Annotated in this window: 17 protein-coding genes and 1 pseudogene; 8 read left to right on the top strand and 10 right to left on the bottom strand. The window is 68.2% G+C overall.

Translation table 11 applies throughout. From position 1 onward, the window contains the following. Positions 1-12 precede the first annotated feature (12 nt). Genes iolD through iolC form a run of 4 tightly spaced genes read right to left on the bottom strand, consistent with a single transcriptional unit; the run spans position 13 to position 4,600 of the window. Positions 13-1,911 carry a 3D-(3,5/4)-trihydroxycyclohexane-1,2-dione acylhydrolase (decyclizing) gene (gene iolD, locus AB0I03_RS22595; protein ID WP_360415940.1) on the bottom strand — a complete coding sequence of 633 codons (1,899 nt, stop codon included), beginning with the start codon at positions 1,909-1,911 and terminating at the stop codon, positions 13-15. Further along, positions 1,901-2,782, bottom strand: a complete 882-nt coding sequence (gene iolB / locus AB0I03_RS22590; RefSeq protein ID WP_360415938.1) for a 5-deoxy-glucuronate isomerase — start codon at positions 2,780-2,782, stop codon at positions 1,901-1,903. Before iolB ends, iolD begins: the two co-directional genes overlap by 11 nt. Beyond that, on the bottom strand, positions 2,779-3,651 hold the full coding sequence (locus tag AB0I03_RS22585) for an aldolase (RefSeq protein WP_360415936.1): 873 nt from the start codon (positions 3,649-3,651) through the stop codon (positions 2,779-2,781). The genes iolB and AB0I03_RS22585 overlap by 4 nt, the downstream gene beginning before the upstream one ends. Continuing rightward, the gene (iolC, locus tag AB0I03_RS22580) at positions 3,641-4,600 is read right to left on the bottom strand and encodes a 5-dehydro-2-deoxygluconokinase (protein WP_360415934.1); all 960 of its coding nucleotides are present in this window, start codon (positions 4,598-4,600) and stop codon (positions 3,641-3,643) included. Before iolC ends, AB0I03_RS22585 begins: the two co-directional genes overlap by 11 nt. 234 nt (positions 4,601-4,834) lie before the next feature. Here iolC and AB0I03_RS22575 point away from each other — a divergent pair, with 234 nt between their 5' ends. Continuing rightward, complete coding sequence (locus AB0I03_RS22575) at positions 4,835-5,812, top strand: LacI family DNA-binding transcriptional regulator (protein ID WP_360416148.1); 978 nt, start codon at positions 4,835-4,837, stop codon at positions 5,810-5,812. A gap of 50 nt (positions 5,813-5,862) precedes the next feature. Here the strand turns inward: AB0I03_RS22575 and AB0I03_RS22570 are convergent, their stop codons facing one another. From AB0I03_RS22570 to AB0I03_RS22560, 3 genes are all read right to left on the bottom strand, one after another. Next, positions 5,863-6,153, bottom strand: a complete 291-nt coding sequence (locus AB0I03_RS22570) for an SHOCT domain-containing protein (RefSeq protein WP_360415932.1) — start codon at positions 6,151-6,153, stop codon at positions 5,863-5,865. An 11-nt stretch (positions 6,154-6,164) separates the two neighbouring features. Continuing rightward, a complete protein-coding gene (locus AB0I03_RS22565) occupies positions 6,165-6,569 on the bottom strand; it encodes a DUF6325 family protein (RefSeq protein WP_360415930.1) in 405 nt (134 codons plus the stop codon). A gap of 88 nt (positions 6,570-6,657) precedes the next feature. Then, positions 6,658-7,341, bottom strand: coding sequence for a hypothetical protein (locus AB0I03_RS22560; protein WP_360415928.1), 684 nt, complete (start codon positions 7,339-7,341; stop codon positions 6,658-6,660). 179 nt (positions 7,342-7,520) lie between these two features. Between AB0I03_RS22560 and AB0I03_RS22555 the strand changes: the two genes are divergently transcribed. From AB0I03_RS22555 to AB0I03_RS22535, 5 genes and pseudogenes are all read left to right on the top strand, one after another. Next, entirely contained in the window at positions 7,521-7,901 is a 381-nt protein-coding gene (locus AB0I03_RS22555) for a hypothetical protein (RefSeq protein WP_360415926.1), read from the top strand. A gap of 297 nt (positions 7,902-8,198) precedes the next feature. Then, positions 8,199-9,683, top strand: coding sequence for a tyrosine-type recombinase/integrase (locus tag AB0I03_RS22550; RefSeq protein WP_360415924.1), 1,485 nt, complete (start codon positions 8,199-8,201; stop codon positions 9,681-9,683). Positions 9,684-9,772: 89 nt separating this feature from the next. Further along, a complete protein-coding gene (locus tag AB0I03_RS22545; RefSeq protein ID WP_360415922.1) occupies positions 9,773-10,327 on the top strand; it encodes a hypothetical protein in 555 nt (184 codons plus the stop codon). 14 nt (positions 10,328-10,341) lie between these two features. Further along, positions 10,342-10,887, top strand: a pseudogene (locus AB0I03_RS22540) (aminoglycoside phosphotransferase family protein); the annotation flags it as partial. Between the two features lie 43 nt (positions 10,888-10,930). Then, positions 10,931-11,356 carry an aminoglycoside phosphotransferase family protein gene (locus tag AB0I03_RS22535; RefSeq protein WP_360415920.1) on the top strand — a complete coding sequence of 142 codons (426 nt, stop codon included), beginning with the start codon at positions 10,931-10,933 and terminating at the stop codon, positions 11,354-11,356. A gap of 152 nt (positions 11,357-11,508) precedes the next feature. Here AB0I03_RS22535 and AB0I03_RS22530 read toward each other — a convergent pair whose 3' ends face one another. Then, positions 11,509-12,519 (bottom strand): LacI family DNA-binding transcriptional regulator, encoded by a 1,011-nt coding sequence (locus AB0I03_RS22530; protein WP_360415918.1) that lies wholly within the window; start codon positions 12,517-12,519, stop codon positions 11,509-11,511. Positions 12,520-13,056: 537 nt separating this feature from the next. Further along, positions 13,057-15,318 carry a carbohydrate-binding protein gene (locus AB0I03_RS22525; protein ID WP_360415916.1) on the bottom strand — a complete coding sequence of 754 codons (2,262 nt, stop codon included), beginning with the start codon at positions 15,316-15,318 and terminating at the stop codon, positions 13,057-13,059. A 499-nt stretch (positions 15,319-15,817) separates the two neighbouring features. Between AB0I03_RS22525 and AB0I03_RS22520 the strand changes: the two genes are divergently transcribed. Both AB0I03_RS22520 and AB0I03_RS22515 read left to right on the top strand, forming a co-directional pair. Further along, complete coding sequence (locus AB0I03_RS22520; RefSeq protein ID WP_360415914.1) at positions 15,818-17,110, top strand: ricin-type beta-trefoil lectin domain protein; 1,293 nt, start codon at positions 15,818-15,820, stop codon at positions 17,108-17,110. 86 nt (positions 17,111-17,196) lie between these two features. After that, complete coding sequence (locus AB0I03_RS22515; RefSeq protein WP_360415912.1) at positions 17,197-18,522, top strand: PHB depolymerase family esterase; 1,326 nt, start codon at positions 17,197-17,199, stop codon at positions 18,520-18,522. Positions 18,523-18,645: 123 nt separating this feature from the next. On the opposite strand, the gene AB0I03_RS22510 is transcribed toward AB0I03_RS22515, so the two are convergent. Next, positions 18,646-19,032, bottom strand: coding sequence for a DUF4982 domain-containing protein (locus AB0I03_RS22510; RefSeq protein WP_360415910.1), 387 nt, complete (start codon positions 19,030-19,032; stop codon positions 18,646-18,648). Positions 19,033-19,214 lie beyond the last annotated feature (182 nt).

The raw sequence follows: 19,214 nt of genomic DNA, 5'->3' as shown, positions 1-19,214 counted from the left end.
GCGGTGGTCCCCTTAGAGGTAGTGGCGCTGGTCGCGCTTGCTGGCGGTGTAGGCGGCTCGGGCGGCCTGCGTGGAGTCCAGTGCGGACACTTCGCTCACGGGCACGTCCCACCACGCCGAGCCGGGCGGATTGGGACCGTGGGGGTCGGTCTCGACGTGCACCACGGTGGTTCGGGTGTTGGCCTTGGCCTTGAGGATCGCCTCGCGGAAGCCGGCCACGGTGTCGGCGGTGATGACCTCGGCGCCGAAGCTGGCGGCGTTCGCGGCCAGGTCGACGGGGAGCACGTCGCCGTCGAGGAGGCCCGACGCCTCGTCCCGGTAGCGGTACGCGGTGCCGAAGCGCTGGGAGCCTAGGGATTCGGAGAGCGCCCCGATCGAGGCGAAGCCGTGGTTCTGGACGATCACGATGATGACCTTGAGCCCCTCGGCGACCATGGTGGCGATCTCGGAGGACAGCATCAGGTAGGAGCCGTCGCCGACGAGGACGACCACTTCCCGTTCGGGCGCGGCCATCTTCGTGCCGACCCCGGCGGCGATCTCATAGCCCATGCACGAGAACGCGTACTCGACGTGGTAGGCCTTCGGATCGCGTGCGCGCCAGAGCATCTGCAGGTCGCCGGGCATCGACCCGGCGGCGTTGATCACCACGTCCGAGTCGTCCAGGACCTCGTTGAGCGCCCCGAGGACCTCGGTCTGCGCGGGCAGCGGGCCGTGGCCGAGGTGCATGCACGCGTCCGCTTCGGCCCGCCACTCGTCGGCGAGGCGCAGCGTCTCGGCGCGGTACTCGTCGGGGACGCTCCAGCCCTCGAGGGCCTGAGCGAGCGCGGCAAGACCGGTCTTGGCGTCGGCGAGCAGCATCTCCGCCGCGTGCTTGGCGGCGTCGAGGCGGGCCACGTTGAGGTTCGCGAAGGTGACGTCCGGGTCGCCGAACACGGTGTGCGAGGCGGTCGTGAAGTCGGAGTAGCGGGTCCCGATGCCAAGCACCACGTCCGCTTGGGCCGCAAGGGCGTTCGCGGCGGAGGTGCCGGTGGAGCCGAGGCCGCCCACGGCCTGCGGGTGGTCCCACGGGATCGCGCCCTTGCCGGCGTGGGTGTCCGCCACGGGTATCCCGGTCGCTTCGGCGAACGCCCGCAGCTCGGCCTCCGCCTCGCTGTAGACGACGCCGCCGCCGGCGACGATGAGCGGTTTCTCGGCACTGCGCAGCAGTGCCGAGACCCGCTCCACAGCAGACGGTTCGGGCGCGACCCGGCCGACGCGCCATACCCGCCTGCGGAAGAATTCGAGCGGCCAGTCGAAGGCCTCGGCCTGCACGTCCTGCGGGAGGCACAAGGTCACGGCGCCGGTCTCGACCGGATCGGTGAGCACTCGCATCGCCGCCAGCGCGGCCGGGATCAGCTGCTCGGGCCGGCTGACGCGGTCGAAGTACTTGGAGACGGGCCGGAACGCGTCGTTCACGGACACGTCCCCGGCGCGGGTGTCCTCGAGCTGCTGGAGCACGGGGTCGGCCGCCCGGGAGGCGAACATGTCGGAGGGCAGCAGCAGTACCGGAAGCCGGTTGGTGGTCGCCAGCGCCGCGCCGGTGATCATGTTCGTCGAGCCCGGGCCGGTCGAGGCGGTGCACGCGAAGGCCTGGAGCCGGTTCTTCACCTTGGCGTAGGCCGCGGCGGCGTGGACCATGGCCTGCTCGTTCCGGGCCAGGTAGTACGGCAGGTCCGCCTCGCCGGTCCGGGCCGCTTGGAGGAGCGCCTGCCCGAGCCCGGCGACGTTCCCGTGGCCGAAGATCCCCCACACGCCCGGGATGAGGCGCTGCTCGTCGCCGTCGCGCTCGGAGTACTGGGCGGCGAGGAACCGGACGAGGGCTTGGGCGGTCGTGAGGCGCACGGTCGCGGCGGGCACGGTCTCAGCGGGCATCGTCGCCCTCCTTCTCCACGGCAGAGGACATCGGCAGGCGAGGATCGAGATCCTCAGGGGCCCAAGTGGACCGGACCCAGGCGTGGGCGGGGTCGTCGCTGATGAGCCAGGCGCGGTCCTCACCGGGCCCGGCCATCACGTTGAGGTAGTAGAGGTCGTAACCGGGGGCGGCGGCGCTGGGGCCGTGCCAGCCGTGCGGGATCACGACGACATCGCCGCTGCGGACCGCCTCGCTCACTTCGATGGGCCGCTCGGGGGTGCCGTAGACCCGCTGCCAGGCGATCCCTGCAGGGTCGCTGACCTCGAAGTAGTAGATCTCCTCGAGTTCGGCCTCAGTGCCCTTCGCCTCGTCGTGCTTGTGCGGCGGATAGGACGACCAGTTGCCGCCGGGGGTGATGACCTCGCAGGCGATGAGCTTGTCGGCCGCGAAAGTCTCCGGCGTGCAGAAGTTGTTGACCTGGCGCGAGGCCTGGCCGGAGCCGCGCAGCTCGACCGGGACGTTCTCGGCCGGACCGTAGCGGACGGGCAGGCGGCGCTCGCATCTCGCGGACGGCAGGGCGAACCGGCCGCCGCTCGCGCTGGTGACCGTTACTTCGGCATCCCTTGGGACGTAGACGAAGTCGGTCACGCGGCTGAAGACGTTCCGGCGGCCTTGGACCGCGAAGGTCTCGCCGTCGCAGGTGACGGTGCAGCTCCCGGAGAGCGGCAGGACGAGCGTTTCGGCGTCGCCCGTGGCGAAGGTCGCGGTGCCGCCAGGATGCAGCGCCAGCACTTTCAGGCCGGAGTAGGTCCATCCGGCGGTCTCCGGGGTGACGACGGTGTCGTAGTCGCCGTCCGCAGTGGATCCGGCGGGCAGGAAGTAGGTGCTCACAGGAGGCTCACCACCGCTTCGACGGCCCCGGCGACGTCGCCGTCGGCCGGGTACAGGAGGGAGCGGCCCACGGTCAGTCCGACCACATTGGGCAGTGCGAGGGACCGGCCCCAGCTTTCGCGCTGCGCGGCGAGGTCGGCGACCTCGCCGCCGAGCACGACCATCGGCAGCGTGGAGGCGGCGGCGACGCGCGCCATGTCCGGTGCCGTGGGCAGCTTCAGCCAGGTGTACGCCGAGGTCGAGCCGAGGCCGGAGGCGATCGCGACCGAGGTGACGACCCCTTCGGTCGTCAGGTCGTTCACGACCTTGCCGCCTTCGCGGCGGGAGATGAACGGTTCGACCATCGCGATGAGCCCTTGTTCGGCCAGCGCGTCTACTGCACGGGCGGTCGCTTCGAGGGTGGGCGCGGTGCGGTCGTCGTCGTAGTCGATGCGGGTGAGCATCTTGCCGCCGTCGAAGCCCATGCGGGCGATCGCGTTCGCGCTCATGCCGGTGAACCGGTCGTCGATCTCGAACGCGGCCCCGGCGAGGCCGCCGCGGTTCATCGACCCGAAGACGGTCTTCCCGTCGAGGGCCCCGAGCAGCAGGAGGTCTTCGAGGATGTCGGCGGTGGCGAGCACGCCGTTGCAGCCGGGGTTCTCGAGCGCGGTGGTCAGGCGGTCGAGCAGGTCGCCGCGGTCGGCCATGGCCATCGGGTCGCCGCCGGTGGCGAGGGCGCCGCGGGCGGGGTGGTCGGCGGCGATGATGAAGCACTTGCCGGTGGGCCCGAGGGGCCCGGTGGCCCGCGGGCGGACGTCGGCGGCCTTGCGGATCGCGCCCGGGTCGGTCAGCCGGGTCCGGGCCAGTTCGGTGAGCCGGTCAGGCCGCATCGCTTGCCTCCTGCAATTTCTGCTCCACTTCGGCTTCGGTCGGCATGGCGTCGGAGCAGGCGAGTGCGCCCGCGACGAGCGCGCCCGCCGCGTTGGCGAAGCGCATGATGCGCCCGGTGTCCCAGCCGGCGAGCAGGCCGTGCACGAGCGCGCCGCCGAAGGCGTCGCCCGCGCCGAGGCCGTTGACCACGGTCACGGGTGCGGGTGGCACTTCCACCTGTCCGCTGTCGTCGAGGGCGAGCACGCCTTTCGGGCCCTGCTTGACGACGGCGAGCGAGACGCCGGCCGCGCGGAGCGCCTGGGCGGCTTCGGCGGGAGTGTCGTGGGCGCCTACGGCCACTTCGCACTCCTCGCGGTTGCCGACCGCGACGGTGACGTGCGGCAAGGCCAGTTTCACCCAGTCGCGGGCAGCCTGGGGCGAGTCCCAGAACATCGGCCGGTAGTCGAGGTCGAGCACGGTGATGCCGCGTCCGCCTCTCGCTTCGAGCGCGGCGAGCGTGGCCGAGCGCGAGGGCTCCTGGCAGAGGCCGGTGACCGTGGCCCAGAAGACGGCAGCGTTCCGGATGGCGTCGAAATCCAGTTCCTCAGGACGAATGTCGAGGTCAGGGGCGGTCGGGAACCGGTAGAAGTAGAGCGGGAAGTCGTCGGGGGGAAAGATCTCGCAGAACGTGACCGGAGTCGGCAAGCCCTCGGAGGTCCCGACCAGCGCATCATCCACTCCGTACCCCCGGAGCGCCTTGCGCACGAATCGGCCGAAGGGGTCGGCGCCGGTCTTGGTGATCACGCCGGCCGTGCGCCCGTACCGCGCCGCGGCCACGGCCACGTTCGTGGGGCTCCCGCCCAGGAACTTGGCGAACGACTCGACGTCCTCGAGGCCGACGCCGATCTGCTGCGGGTAGATGTCGACACCGACTCGGCCCATCGTGACGACGTCATGCGTCGCGGCCACGTGCACACCTCCCTCTGAAATCTGGAGCGCTCCACTGTCGCGCGTTACTGTCGCGCGACAGTGATTTGGAATATACTCACTTCCAGGCCCGCGCGTCAAGCCGCCCGGCAAGACGGAAATAAACTCGGGTCACCGGCCTCGCGCCCACCGAGGCCACGAGAGGATGAGGCGTTGGACGAAGCGCTCGAGCCCCAGCAGGAGGCGGCCCCCAAAGGCGCCCCGCAACGCGCCACCATGGCCGACGTGGCCACGCGGGCGGGCGTCTCCCGCACGCTCGTCTCCCTCGTCCTGCGCGACCGCCCCGGTGCGGGCGCGGCGACCCGCGAGCGGGTCCTCAAGGCCGCCGAAGAGCTCGGCTACCGGCCCGACAGCGCCGCCCAGATGCTCGCCCGCGGCCGCAGCCGCACCCTCGGGGTCCTCATGAACCTCGAGCAGCCCTTCCACGCCGAGGTCGTCAAGGCCATCTACCCGGCCGCCGCGCAGCTCGGCTACGACGTGCTGCTCTCCGCCGTCGCGCCCGGCCGCGACGAGCACATGGCCACGGGAGCGCTCCTCGGCCACCGCTGCGAAGCGCTCGTGCTCCTCGTCTCCGACCCCGAATCGCACGCCACCGAACGGCTCGGCGGCAGCGTCCCCACCGTCGTCGTCGGCCGCAAGGCCACCACCCCCGGCGTCGACAGCGTCCACACCGCCGAGGCCAAAGGCGTCCGCCAGGCCGTCGACCACCTCGCCGACCTCGGACACCGCCGCATCGTGCACATCGACGGCGGCAAGGGCCCCGGCTCGGCCGACCGCCGCAGCGCCTACCGCGCCGCCATGCGCCGCCACCGCCTCGCCGACGAGATCCGCGTGATCCCCGGCGCGCAGGACGAGGACGCCGGCATCGCCGCCGGGATGCTCCTCCTCAGCGAGGGCGAGCTCCCCACGGCGGTCCTGGCCGCGAACGACCGCTGCGCGATCGGCCTCATGCACGCCCTGCGCAGCGGCGGCGTGGACGTCCCCGGCGACGTCTCGATCGTCGGCTACGACGACGGCAACCTCTCGCACCTGTCGCACATCAACCTCACCACGGTCCGCCAGGACGCCCCCGGCATCGCCGAGCACGCAGTGCGCAACGCGGTGGAGCGCTTGGAGAACGGGTCCCTCCCGGGCCGGGAGACCGAATGCGACGCCAAGCTCGTCGTCCGCGCCACCACGGCCCCGCCCCGCTGAACCGGCGGGCCTCAAGAACGCTTCGAGTCCGGCATGGCCCACCCCGCGGTTCAGGCCAGCAGCTTCGCTTTGGCGGCGGCGAACTCGTCGTCGGTGAGCACACCGGAGGCGTGCAGCTGTCCGAGCTGGCTCAGCTTGGCGATCACGTCGTCGCCTCCGGGCTCGGTAGGCGCTGCGGGGGCGGCCTGCTGCTGGCGGTAGGCCTCCGCGTCGGCCTGCGTCTGAGCGCGGCCCTGGGCGGCGCGGTTCATGGAGCGGTTGACCGCGCCCGCGGTGCCGGTGATGACGGCGGTGCGGGCCATGGTGCCGAGCAGGCCCGGCCGTCCAACACGTCGGATCATGGCGGTGCCTCCTAGTTCTCGGCGAGTTCGGCGACGGCTGCGGCGGGCACGCGTTCCCAGTCGAGCAGGCGACCGCCGACGCCCTGCACGGCGTCGGCGAGGGTCGCGGCCCAGGAGTGCTGGAACACGAGCATGCCGATCGCGGTGTCTGGCTGCAGCTCCTCGGCGAGGGCCTCGGCGTCCTCGGCGCTCAGGAACCCGGCGGGCTCGCCCACGAGCGACGCGAGCCGGTCATCCACCGTAGACGCCTCGAGCCACGCGATGGAGCCGTCAGCGCCACGGCTGACCAGCAGCGCGTCCAGGACCTCGATGGTGCCGTCGGCGGAGAGCCGCTCGAGCTCGGTGAGGACCCGGCCGTCGAACCGGTTGCCCGAGAACTCGACCAGCACCAGGTCGACGGGTGCCTTCACTGCCATGCCTGCCTCCCATTGCGGAGCCTGTGCCGCTCCTCGAACGGACGCTACCGCCCGGGCCGCGCCGCAGTGCGCGATTCCCGCGAACGGCTCAGAACGTCTTCGGCAGCACCAGCAGCACGATCGCGGCCCCGATGAACGTGACCACGGCGGCTCCCGCGAGCAGGCGCTGCGAGCGCGCCGTGCGCGAACGCCCCGCCACCCCGGCGAAGAACAGGGCGAGCGCAAGGATCACCGCCATGAACACATAGTCGTCCGAACGCTGGTTGTCATCGTGGGCCTCGGCGGTCGCCGCCTCGGCCCGCTCGACAAGCTCGGCCGCGAGCGCCTCCGATTCGAGGCGGTACTCCGGCATCTCGAACGGCGTCGCGGGCGCATCCGGGTTCACCATCGGCCGCGTGGCGACCCAGGCGTCGACAGCCGGCTTGAACTCGGGCCGGAACCGCTCATAGAGGAACCCCGAGACCTCCTCCGGATTCGGCTCGTAGTCGCCGCTGGGACGCGTCGAGGTCCCGGCGATGATCTCCTCCTGCAGCGCCCCGATCCAGGAGGTGAACGCCACCAGATCAGTCAGGCGGTCCTGCCCGGCGTCGGTGGAGGCCTTCGCCGACTCGGTCCGGGCAGCACCGGCCTCAGCGAACGAGATGGCCTGCAGGCCGCTCCACTTCGCGCTCTGGAACCCGGCCCACGCAGTGCCCACGGCCGCCAGCGCCATGATGACCGTGAGCGCCAGGTCGAGCCACGGGGGCATCGCCGGCTTCGCGTCGTCGTTCACCGTGGACCTCCCGTCCGGACGCAGCGCCGTGGATGGCCCAGACGATAGCGGCGCAAGCGCAGACGCGCCGCCGAATCCGCCCGTTCCGCCCACCGTCCAGGCGGGACATTCGCCGAGTCGGGCCCGCCCGAAGCCTCGCGGGTCCATGATCGGTACGGGACACGCAGATCGGGGGAGCCATGACGACCACAGCGGTCACAGCGAAGCGCCACATCTTTCCGGCGATCATGCTGCTCGTGGGCGGCGGCTGGCAGGCGTTCACCGGCATCGCGGCGATCGCCCGAGGCGGATACTTCACCGCCCCGGCCGGCTACGCGTTCGAGTTCAGCATCGCCGCATGGGGCTGGGTCCACCTCATCGTCGGCGCCTTCGCCATCGCCGTCGGCATCGCCCTCTTCACCGGCAACGCCACCGCCCGCCTGCTCGGCCTCATCCTGGCGTCGACCTCGCTCATCGCCAACTTCCTATGGCTGCCGATAGAGCCCGCCTGGTCGATAGCGGTCATCGCCCTCGACACCATAGTCATCTGGGCCCTCGCCACCGGCGACAACCGCACCTGAATGGGAATCACCCACGACTCGATGCGACCAAGGGCATAAGAAAAACCCGGCTCCCTCTTTCGAGGAAACCGGGTTTTTCATCCAGTAGCGGGAGGCGGATTTGAACCACCGACCTCCAGGTTATGAGCCCGGTCCTGTCGTAATTGCGACGACCCTAGGCGAGCAGGAAGTCCAACTGAAAACTGGTTCTTGACCAGGGAAAACACAGCGTTTCAACGTACCTGTGCGTACCCCTGGGTCCTTGTCGATCACGAATGGTCTGACAAGCGAAAAACAAGCGAGAACCGGAGCTCCCCCATGGGCTACTGCAACAAGAAGACGAACAGATTCGGCGACGAGCGCTGGACCGCGATGTTCCTCGACCGCCACGGCATCGCGCGATCTGCCGGAACCTTCGACTCCGAGGACGCGGCCGACGACGCCTGGAAGGAAGCCGAGAAGAAGGTCCAGGCCGGCAAGGGCGACGTCCTCGTCCGCGGCCGGACACTCTTCAGGGAGTACGTCGAGAAGACCTGGCTCCCCCACCTGTCGGTTGAAGTCAAGACCCGCGAGGTCTACACGTATCAGCTCTACGCGCACCTCATGGCCTTCTTCGGCGACAGGCCGATGCTCGACATCTACACCACCGACATCAAGGAATGGCTCTCCGAGCTCAAGAGCCATGGCGTCTCCGCCACGACCAGGAAGCGCCTCAAGCAGCTACTTAGCTCGATCCTCGGCAGCGCGGTCAACGATCGGTACCTCGCCGAGAACCCGTGCCTTCTCGTCAAGACCGACCCGGTTCCAAGGAAGCCGCTCACCATCATTACTCCCGCTCAGTTCGACGTCTTCTATGAGGCACTCCCGGACGCCATGTCGAAGCTGGTGGTGGAGACGGCGATCGAAACCGGAATGCGATGGGGTGAGCTCACTGAGCTTCGCGTGTCGGACTGGGACTCCGAACACCAGGCGTTCACGGTCTGCCGCGCCGTCGTCCAGGTCAGGCCGGAATTCCATCCTGAGGGCAAGCGATTCTTCGTCAAGGACTACCCCAAAGACGGCGAATACCGCCTCATCAAGGTCGCCGGGCAGCTCGCCGAGAAAATCGACGCCCATATCGAGGCCAACAACCTGAAAAAGGATGACCTCCTGTTCTGGTACCAACCCCAGACACTGCGCTCCTCCAGCAACGCCAAGATCTCCCTCGGTGAGCCCTCGGGCCGCACCAAACGAAATCGCCGTGGTCAGACCTTCGCGCACGGCACGATGAGCGCCTACACGGCCGGGCGCTGCCGTTGCGCCCATTGCAAAGAAGCGATGGCGGCCTACCGCCGAAAGCGCCGCGCCAACGGCAAGGACAGTCCTCGCAAGCTTCGTACTTGGGACACCGACGGCCACATTCCCAACCGCTGGTTCAGGGAACAGATCATCAAGCCCGCCTTGAAAACAGCGGGAATCAAGGTCGACATCCGGATGCACTTGCTACGGCATGCCCATGCGTCTTGGCTGCTGAACGGCGGCGCGGATCTCATGGTCGTGAAGGAACGCCTTGGCCACGGCAGCATCACGACGACCGAGAGATACCTGCACACCGTCGCGAACGCCGATGAGACCGCACTCGCCGCCCTCGAAAAGGTGCGCCAGCAACAACGACGGGAAGCGCCGTCCGAGCCGACAGATCGCAACAGCCGCGTTCGGTCGGGCCTGATGTCGAACGAGGAGCTGCTCGCTCAGATGTCGGCGCTTCAGGCTGAGCTAACCAAGCGACTCGGCGGGAGCAACGGAGGGGCAGTTGCCGCATGAAATGGTTCCGCATGCTGGCCCACCGTTCCAGGTCAAGAACGCGAGATTCCCAACCACATCAGGACATCGCGGCTCGGCCCTCGGCACCGATGATCGATGCACTCCCAATCGGCCCCGGTCTTCTCTACCCGGACATGTTGCCGGAGAACGTCTGGGGCTCGAACCTCCGAGGCATCCTGCCCAAGAGCCAGTGGGACGCACTGCGCATCCCTGTCTGCGACAACGCGGGGAACCTCTGTGAAGTCTGCGGGCAGCCGGGATATGACCCCGAGTCCGGAAAGCCCCGCCGCCCTGACTGCCACGAGCTCTGGCACTTCGAAGTCCATGCGGACTTGGCGGTGCAGCGACTCGCTCGACTCGTCGCGTTGTGCCCTGACTGCCACCGCGTTCAGCACGCTGGTCGGGCGGCGGTCCTGGGTGAGCTGTCGATGGTCGTCGGGCAGCTGCGGGCAATCAACGCCTGGAACGACTACGAAGTCCGTCTCGCCCTCCACAGCGCCGACGAACGCTTTCGTTGGCGGCTGCAATTCGAGTGGGACTTGGACCTCACACTTCTAGCTGGGAAGGTCCACGTGACTCGGCATCCGAACCTGGTCGTTCCAGCCTCGGAACGGAATCGACTCGGGAACTCGTTCCATAAGTAGTAAGTCCGCCTGGGATGGCGCCGATCGGCGCCACCCCAGGGTCATCTACAGCATCTTGCTCAGCAACCGTGCCGTCCACGGGCGGCGAGGGAATTCGAGATTGCGGCTTCCCGCACGCCGTCGGTAATGTGTGGCCCGTGATCGAGGTACCCCGGGCCTTCGCCGAGGAACGGATCCGGCTCAGTGGCGAGCCGGGCCGCCGGTGGATCGAAGGGCTGCCCGCGCTCGTGGCCGAACTGTGCGACCGTTGGCGACTTGAGCCGACCACCGAGCCCGCGATGCACGGCGAGCTCGGCGTCGTCTTTCCGGTGCGCCGGGACGGAGCAGCACTCGTCCTCAAGATCGGATGGCAGGAACATTCGACGGTCGACGAGGCCGCGGCGCTGCGGGCCTGGAACGGCGACGGCGCCGTGCGGCTCTTCGACGCCGACGACGATGCCGGGGCGCTGCTCCTGGAGCGGTTGGAATCCCGGCGAAGTCTCCGCAATCTGCCGCTTCTGGCTGCGGCCGAAATCGCCGGCGGCCTGGTACGGCAGCTGGCGATCTCCGCTCCGGAGGGCATCCGTCCCCTGAGCGAGATCGCGGCGTATGTAGCCGACACCGTTGCACACGCGCAACGAGCGCCTCGGCCGACCGGTCCCCCGGCGGTGGACGGACCTGGCCGCGGACCTGGCGCGCGACCTCGGGACCGGCACCGGATCCCTGCTCGCGCACGCGGATCTCCACTACGGCAACGTGCTCGCCGGTCATCGTCAGCCTTGGCTGGCGGTCGACCCCAAGGCCGTCTCCGGCGACCCCGAGCACTCGGTACCGGAGTTGATGTGGACGAGGCTCGACGAGGCCGTCGGCCCGGCAGGCGTGCGCACCTTGCTCGACACCATTGTCGGCGCCGCCGAGTTGGACGCCGGCAAAGCCCGCGGCTGGGCGATCGTCCGCGCGATCGACTACTGGCTGTGGGGCTTGGACGTCGGCCTGACCGAGGACCCGCTCCGCTGCCGTCGCCTGGTTGAGGCCCTCACCGCAACGTAACCAGCACGGCCGCAATTGCCGTGCAGGCCTCAACGAGCACGATTTGACCGTCGCTAACACGGAAGAAGCGGTACGGTCGATGGCCTGTTCATTGCTCTCGGCCGCACGGGAGTAGGGGCCGGGCGGATGCCCTCCGGCCCGATTCCCGTTGCTCACGCGGTGGACTCCCGCGCGACCACCTCGAACGGGGCGGTGTGCTGGCGGGGAGGGATCTCGAGTTCGTCGATGCGCGAGATGATGAGGTCCAGGGCCTTTGCCGCCGTCCACCGATGATCGGGACTGACAGTGGACAGCGAAGGGGTGAGGACCGGGGATTCGGGAATGTCGTCGAAGCCGATGACGCGCATGTCGTCGGGCACTCGGACACCGCGGTCGAGCAGGCCCCGCATGATCCCCATCGCAACGGTGTCGGTGAACGCGACCACGGCGTCGATGCCCAGGTCCGACTCGGCGATCCGGCGCCCGGTGCTGCGGGCGCTCTCCCGGGAGAACGCCTCGAGGATGAGCCGAAGGTCGGGATCGACCTGGAGCCCACGGTCCTCCAGCGCGTTGCGGTAGCCGTTGTAGCGCCGCGTGATCATGGTGAGCCGGTTGAACTCGGCGTCGGTGACGACCGCGATGCGTCGGCAACCTTGGTCGATCAGGTGCTCGGTGGCCGCGGCGGTGCCGGCCTCGTTCGGCATCATGATGTGGTCGTACCTGCCGCCCAGGTCCTGCTCGCCGAGCAGCACGATCGGGTATCCCTGGGAGGGTATCGGGGGTACGAGCGGGTCGAACTCGACCGCCGCCATGATCAGGCCGTCCAGGTGGAGTACCTGCGACTGGGCGATCGCCGTGGCCTCGCCCTCGGCGATGCCGCGGGTCTGCTCGACCGCGATGCGGTAGCCGCGCTCATGCGCCTGCTCGCTCAGGAGGCCGGCGAGCATCCCGTAGTAAGGGTTGTCGAGCTGGGGGACGGCGAATCCGATGACCCTGCTGCGCCCGGAACGCAGGGCACGGGCCGAGAGGTTGATCTGGTAGCCGGAGGCGCGAATGGCCTCCAGGACGCGTGCCTTGGCCTCATCGCTCACGTTGACGCGCTTGTTGACGACGTTGGAGACCGTCATGGGCGACACGCCGGCGAGGCGCGCGACGTCGCTCATGGTGACCTTGCCGCGCTTCACCGGGCCTCCGCACTCTGCGTTCTCGGCACCACCTTGAGCCGGTGCGGCCCCTGAAGTCCGGCCACGAAACCGATTGCCTCCGTATCGGGTATATCGAACCTCAATAGACCTCCCCGATCACCGCGGGGACCAGTGACCACGGCCCTCAGCCTGTCGTTCCGAATCACGAAATCCCCCTCTGCCTCCTTCGAGACCGCCAAAACTGATCCGAGGCGCCGGCGTCGCCGGTGCTTCGGATCGGGTTGTCAGCGGTTCAGGGGCGGAGCTCTAGTTGACGGCCCAGCCTTGATTGGTGCCGTCGTTGCAGGACCACAGGATGATCCCGGTGCTGTTGGCCATGCCCCGACTGGTCGGCCTCCAGGCACTTGCCCGACTGGGTATTCGTAATCGAGCCGTTGGCGTTCACGGTCCATTTCGGGTTGCTACCGCCGTGGCAGTACACGCGGTGGAAGTGACAGGCGAGGCGGACCACGAAGGTCCGCCTCGCTCTGCCGCATGCCCCTGACTCCCGGCACAGGTACCTGGAGCACGCGAGAATTACGGAGTGTGGACGTCGGGCCAGGCGTAGCTGGTCTTGTCGCTGCCGATGTAGAAGCTCGGGTGAGGCGGCTGGTTGTACGCGGTGTTTTGCCAGGCGACGGCGACCCGGTACTGGATGTCGTGCATCAGTGTCGGGATGCGCAGGTTCGTCTGGTGCGGCGTCGAGTAGATCCGCAGCCGGGAGCTGTCGGTCGTCTTCCAGACGACTTCCTCGCGCCAGTCGCCGAACAGGTCGGCGGACAGGCCCGGGGTGGACTTGGTGCCATTGTTCGAGGACACGCCTGACCCGGAGAGCGACGTCCCGGACGGGTAGTTGGTGATGGACGTGCCGTCAAGCAGCTCACGCTCACCGTCGCCGTCCCACCAGGACAGGAAGTTCATCGAGCCGGGCTTCGACCCGATGTTCTGGCCGGAGGCGTTGAGCAGCCCCCCGACGTTCGCCGACCAGTACTCGGACCCGGGGTTCGAGGCGAGGATGTTCGCGCCGACGCCGCGGCCGTTGTCGCCGCTCGGACTGGTCTGGAACAGGATCTGCCCGTTGGAGGCGTTCAGGCTGGAGGACGGGGCGCTGCCCGACTCGTGGACCATGAACGACTCTTGGCCGGCCCGGCTGGGCACGTGGTCGGTCACGTGTTGTGCGTCGCCGTGGCCGTGGCGGGTGTTGTAGAGCGCCTGTCCGTTGGAGCCGATCGCCATGGCGCCGTAGACGACGTCCTGGTTCCCGTCGCCGTTCATGTCGGCGATGGAGAGGCTGTGCGCTCCTTGGCCGGTGTACTGCGAACCGGCGGTGTTCGAGTCGAACGTCCAGCGGGAGGTCAGGTCGGTGCCGTTCCAGTCGACGGCCCAGATGACCGAGCGGGTGTAGTAGCCGCGGGCGAAGATCATCGACGGCGTTTCTCCGTCGAGGTAGGCCGTCCCGGCGAGGAACCGGTCGACCCGGTTGCCGTACGTGTCGCCCCAAGAGCCGACGTTCCCGCGCGGCGGGTTGTAGTTGATCGTGTCCATCGCCGCGCCGGTCTGCCCGTTGAAGATCGTCAGGAACTCCGGGCCTGCCAGGACGTAGCCCGAGCCGTTTCGGTGGTCCGCGTTCCCGTTGCCGATGACCGTGCCGACACCGTCGCGGGTGGCGTCGGCGGTCTTCATGGCGATCTCGGCCTTGCCGTCGCCGTCGTAGTCGAATACCTGGTACTGCGTGTAGTGCGCGCCGGAGCGGATGTTGCGGCCCAGGTCGATGCGCCACATCCGAGTGCCGTCGAGCTTGTAGGCGTCGATGATCGTGTTGCCCGTGTAGCCGGCGTGCGAGTTGTCCTTGAGATTGCTCGGGTCCCACTTGACGATCATCTCGTAATCGCCGTCACCGTCCAGGTCGCCGGTGCTGAGGTCGCCGGCCGAGTAGGAGAACGACTCGCCCGAGGGAGTGGTGCCGCTGGCGGGGCGCTGGATCGGGACGTCGTAGTAGCCGCTGGAGTTGAGCGTGACCTCGGTGCCCGAGGCGGTGCCTTCGGTGCCGTTCACGATGGACCGCACCGTGTACTGCGAGGAGGCGGACCCGCCGGTGTCCAGGTAGTTGCTCGCCCCGGTCAGCGGTGAGCCGTTGAGCTTGGTGCCGTCGCGGTAGACGTTGAAGGCCACATTGGACGGGTCGGTGCCCAGCAGCCGCCAGGACACGAGCCTACCGCTGCCCGAGGGCACCACGGTCACGCCCCGTGTGAGCTCCTCGACCTCGTAGCGGCCGTCGCCCTGCTGGGGCGGGTCACCGTCGGTGACCTCGACGTAGTCGATGTTCGCCAGGCCCGCGGCGGTGGAGGCTGCGAGTCGGACGGTGTTGCTCCCGGCGTTGACCGGGATGGTGACGGTCTTGGTCGACCAGGTCGTCCAAGCGCCGGTCGCGGCGAACGCACTCGCCGCGTGCACCGTCGTCCCGTTGACGACGATGTCGGCCGATCGGGTGTCGGTGCCGCCGTGGGCGTACCGGATCGCGAGCGTCGCTGTGCCCGCGCTCGGGGCATTCACCGTGAACTGGTTAGCGGCGCCAACGGCGTTGTTCGAGTTGCAGAAGCCGCTGCCGGAGTAGCCGGCGTGGTTCGTATCGATGGTGCCGTTGCAGGTCGCCGGAGCGCTCTCGGCTTCGTAACGGGTGGTGGCGGCGTTCGCGCCGTTAACCGCCATCAACGTCGCCGCTGCGGCGGCGACAAGACCCGTCACCGCCGCAGCGGATGCTCGCAGGCGTCTCGCCCGTCGAGAGGTTGGCATGTGCATGTTCACTCCGTGCTAGTCGGGTTATCGATCTTCCGAGTGCGCGGTGCCACGCGCGCTGGATGCCTGGTGCCGCCCGTCACCGCGCACTCGGAAGAGGTTGAATCGTTCTAATCCTGTGGCCAGAGGTGTGCGCTGGGTACGGCGACAAGAGCCTGTCCGGCACTGGCCGATCCGCCACGATGAATCGACCTATATCGATATAGGGATTTGCAGAGCATAACTGCGTTCGCCCGCAAGCGCAACCACTCCATACCGCCCGAATTTTGCGCGCATAGCGGATGATTCGGTCATATTGCCTCACGTTGCTCGCCCGGAAGTTGGGGCCGATGGTGCGTTGCGGCCGACTCGCGGCACTCGATCGATAAAATTTCCCGCCCGGCCTCTTGTCCTGAAGCATCGAGCCCGCCTATCCTGAACATCGTATTGATGTATGTCGAAACATTCATGTAGGAGCGCACGGACAGCAGCTTCGTCGCGTCTGTCTCTAGAGGAGGAATCGATGAGCAGTCCAGTTCTCAACCGGTCAGGGCCGAAGCGGCTCGCGCTGGTCATCTTGACGGCGGTCGCCGCCATGATGACCAGCCTGGTCATCGCCCAGCCGGCGTCAGCGCAGCAGAATCCGTACGAGCGCGGTCCGGCCCCCACGGTCCAGAGCGTTGCGGCGCAGCGGGGTACGTTCGCCACCGCCGAGCTCACGGTCGGCGGCGGTCACGGCTTCAAGGGCGGGAAGATCTACCACCCGACCGACACGAGTCAGGGCACGTTCGGCGCCGTCGCGGTCGTCCCCGGCTACACCGCGTCCTGGGCCGCCGAAGGCGCCTGGATGGGCCACTGGCTCGCCTCGTTCGGGTTCGTGGTCATCGGCATCGACACCAACAGCCCTAACGACTGGGACGACGCGCGCGGCACGCAGCTTCTCGCCGCCTTGGACTACCTGACGCAGCAGAGCCCTGTCAAGGACCGGGTCGACCCGACCCGGCTCGGGGTCATGGGGCACTCGATGGGCGGGGGCGGCGCGGTCAACGCCGCGATGCGCCGGCCGAGCCTCCAGGCGGCGGTCCCGTTCGCTCCGGCGTCGTTCTCGCAGAACATGTCGAGCGTCTCGGTGCCCACCCTGCTCATGGGCGCCCGCGACGACGGTACGGTCACGCACTCGTCGATCACCAACCTGTACAACTCCAAGCCCGCCTCTACCGAGGCCGCGTACGTCTCGCTCACCCGCGGTGGTCACGGCTTCCCGACCTGGGGCAACTCGGAGGTCACGCGACGGGTCATCCCGTGGCTGAAGATCTGGATCGACAACGACACCCGCTACACCCAGTTCATGTGCCCGGGCCTGGCCGACAACACCGGCGTCGCCAGCTACAGCAACACGTGCGGTTTCGACCCCGGCGGCCCGACCCAGCCCGGGGACGGCGACCAGATCGTGGGTGCGGCGTCGAGCCGGTGCGTCGATGTCGCGGCCTCCACGAACGGAACGCAGGCGCAGCTGTGGGACTGCTCCGCCCAGCGAACCGGCCAGGCCTGGACCCGTACCGCCGCCAATGAGCTGCGCGTCAACGGCAAATGCCTGGACGCCGAAGGCGCAGGAACCGCCGACGGCACCCGAGCCGTCCTCTGGGACTGCCACGGCGGCAGCAACCAGAAATGGACCGTCAACTCGAACGGCACCATCACCAACAACGCGAACGGCAAATGCCTCGACGCCGACAGCCGCGGCACCGCCAACGGCACCCGCATCATCCTCTGGACCTGCAACGGCGGCACCAACCAACGCTGGACCCTCACCTAGTTCCGGCATCGCCCACCAATAGCTCCGAGGTGCCGGAAGCGTGTCCGGCACCTCGGCCCATGTCCGCACTCACAAAGGACAACTCCGTGCCAACGATCATCCACCTGCGCCGCAGTGCGGCCGCGTTCCTGACGGTCGCCCTCATCATCGCGTCGGCGCTCGCCGTCTTCCTCAATCCCAGCCCCGCCAGGGCCGCGCAACTCACCCAGATCACGAACTTCGGGAGCAACCCCGGCAATCTCCAGATGTACGTCTACGTGCCCGACAACGTGAAACCGAACCCGGCGATCCTCGTCGGCGTCCACTGGTGCACCGGGTCGGCGACCGACTTCTACAACGGGACTCAGTTCGACGAGCTCGCCAACCAACACGGCTACATCGTCGTCTACCCCTCCGTCACCCGCGCCAGCAAGTGTTTCGACGTCGCCTCGCAGGGCTCGCTCAACGGTACCGGCGGCGACTCGGCCAGCATCAAGTCCATGGTCGACTACGCGCTGTCGCGGTACGGCGCCGACCCGAACCGGATCTACGCGAGCGGCATCTCCTCAGGCGCGATGATGACCAACGTCCTCCTCGGGGTCTATCCCGAGGTCTTCAAGGCGGGATCGGCCTACGCCGGTGTGCCCTTCACCTGCTTCGCGGGAAGCACGGAATGGAACACCAACTGCGCGAACGGCACGATCAACCGCACACCGCAGCAGTGGGGCGACGCGGTCCGGAACGCCAACCCCGGCTACTCAGGCCCCTGGCCGCGCATGCAGATCTGGCACGGCGTCAACGACGACGTGCTCCGCTACCCGAACTTCCAAGAGCAGATCGACCAGTGGACCAACGTCAACGGCACCGACCAGGTCGCCGACTACACGGATGCGCCCCAGTCGAACTGGACCCGCACCCGCTACGGCGGCACCGGCGGTCAAGCACCGGTCGAGGCCATCAGCATGCGGAACACCGGACACAACCTGCCGCACCAAGCGGCCGAGACCATTCGCTTCTTCGGACTCGATCAGTCCACACCGACGCCGACCGGCAGCCAGATCGTCGGCGCCGCCTCGGGCAGGTGCCTCGACGTCCCGAACTCCTCGACGGTGAACGGCACGCAGGCCCAGCTGTGGGACTGCTCGGGCTGGTCGAACCAGTCCTGGACCCGCACCAGCAGCGGTGAGCTGCGCGTCTACGGCAACAAGTGCCTCGACGCCGAGGCCAACGGCACGACCGCCGGCACCAAGGCGATCATCTGGGACTGCAACGGCGGCACCAACCAGCGTTGGAACGTGAACGCCAACGGCACCATCACCAACCTCCGCAACGGCCTGTGCCTGGACGCGAACAACGCCGCCACCGCCAACGGGACCCCGATCATTCTTTGGACCTGCAACGGTGGCGCCAACCAACGCTGGACCCTTCGCTAGCGGCACTCGCCGATCCGTTCTCCTCCAATCGATCTGCCTAAGGAGGCACCAACCAGCAGTGGCGTCTGACCTCAGCGCGGTCATGCGGGTCGGCAGGACGAACCAGTCCAGCCGGCCCGCATCTCATCGAGGTTTCCCCGCCTTGGGCTCGATTACCAGACCACATTGAGGAGTCGTTGCAGAAGTGAGACTTGACTCTTGTTCGCACTCGCAATTCGGAATGTACTTCCCGCATTGGCGTTGACTCTTGTCGCCGATGAACTTCGCCTGTCGGATACCTCGCACCTGGATGCGGGAGGCGTGTTCGCCAGTGACGATCTTGGTCGGGCCGACCTCTTGGCCGTCTTGAAACGCGACGGCCTCGATGGTTCCGGGCTCGTAGGGAATCTCGGCTTCGGCGACGAAGCTGCGAGTCGTCCCGACCGGCGCGGTTTGCGAATGTCGCCGTCCCGCGCGAAATTCTTGACCTCCACGAGACTGAGAAGCTCCCGGTAAAGGAGATCCGTGCAAGACTGAGAGGGGCGACAATCACCTCGATTAACGGCTGGCGCGGCCCTCAGCAGCGCCACGGCAACTGCGGAAACACGGGGCCTCTGAGCGAGGTGGTTCCCGGCGTAGTGGGCGACGCAAAGCTTAGGGGGAACGGCCGCATCGCCCGGTTCCATATGGAACCGGGCGATGCGGCCGTTCCC

The sequence above is a fragment of the Glycomyces sp. NPDC021274 genome (genome assembly GCF_040641195.1).
GTDB lineage: Bacteria > Actinomycetota > Actinomycetes > Mycobacteriales > Micromonosporaceae > Glycomyces.
This window is presented reverse-complemented; position numbering and strand designations above follow the sequence as displayed.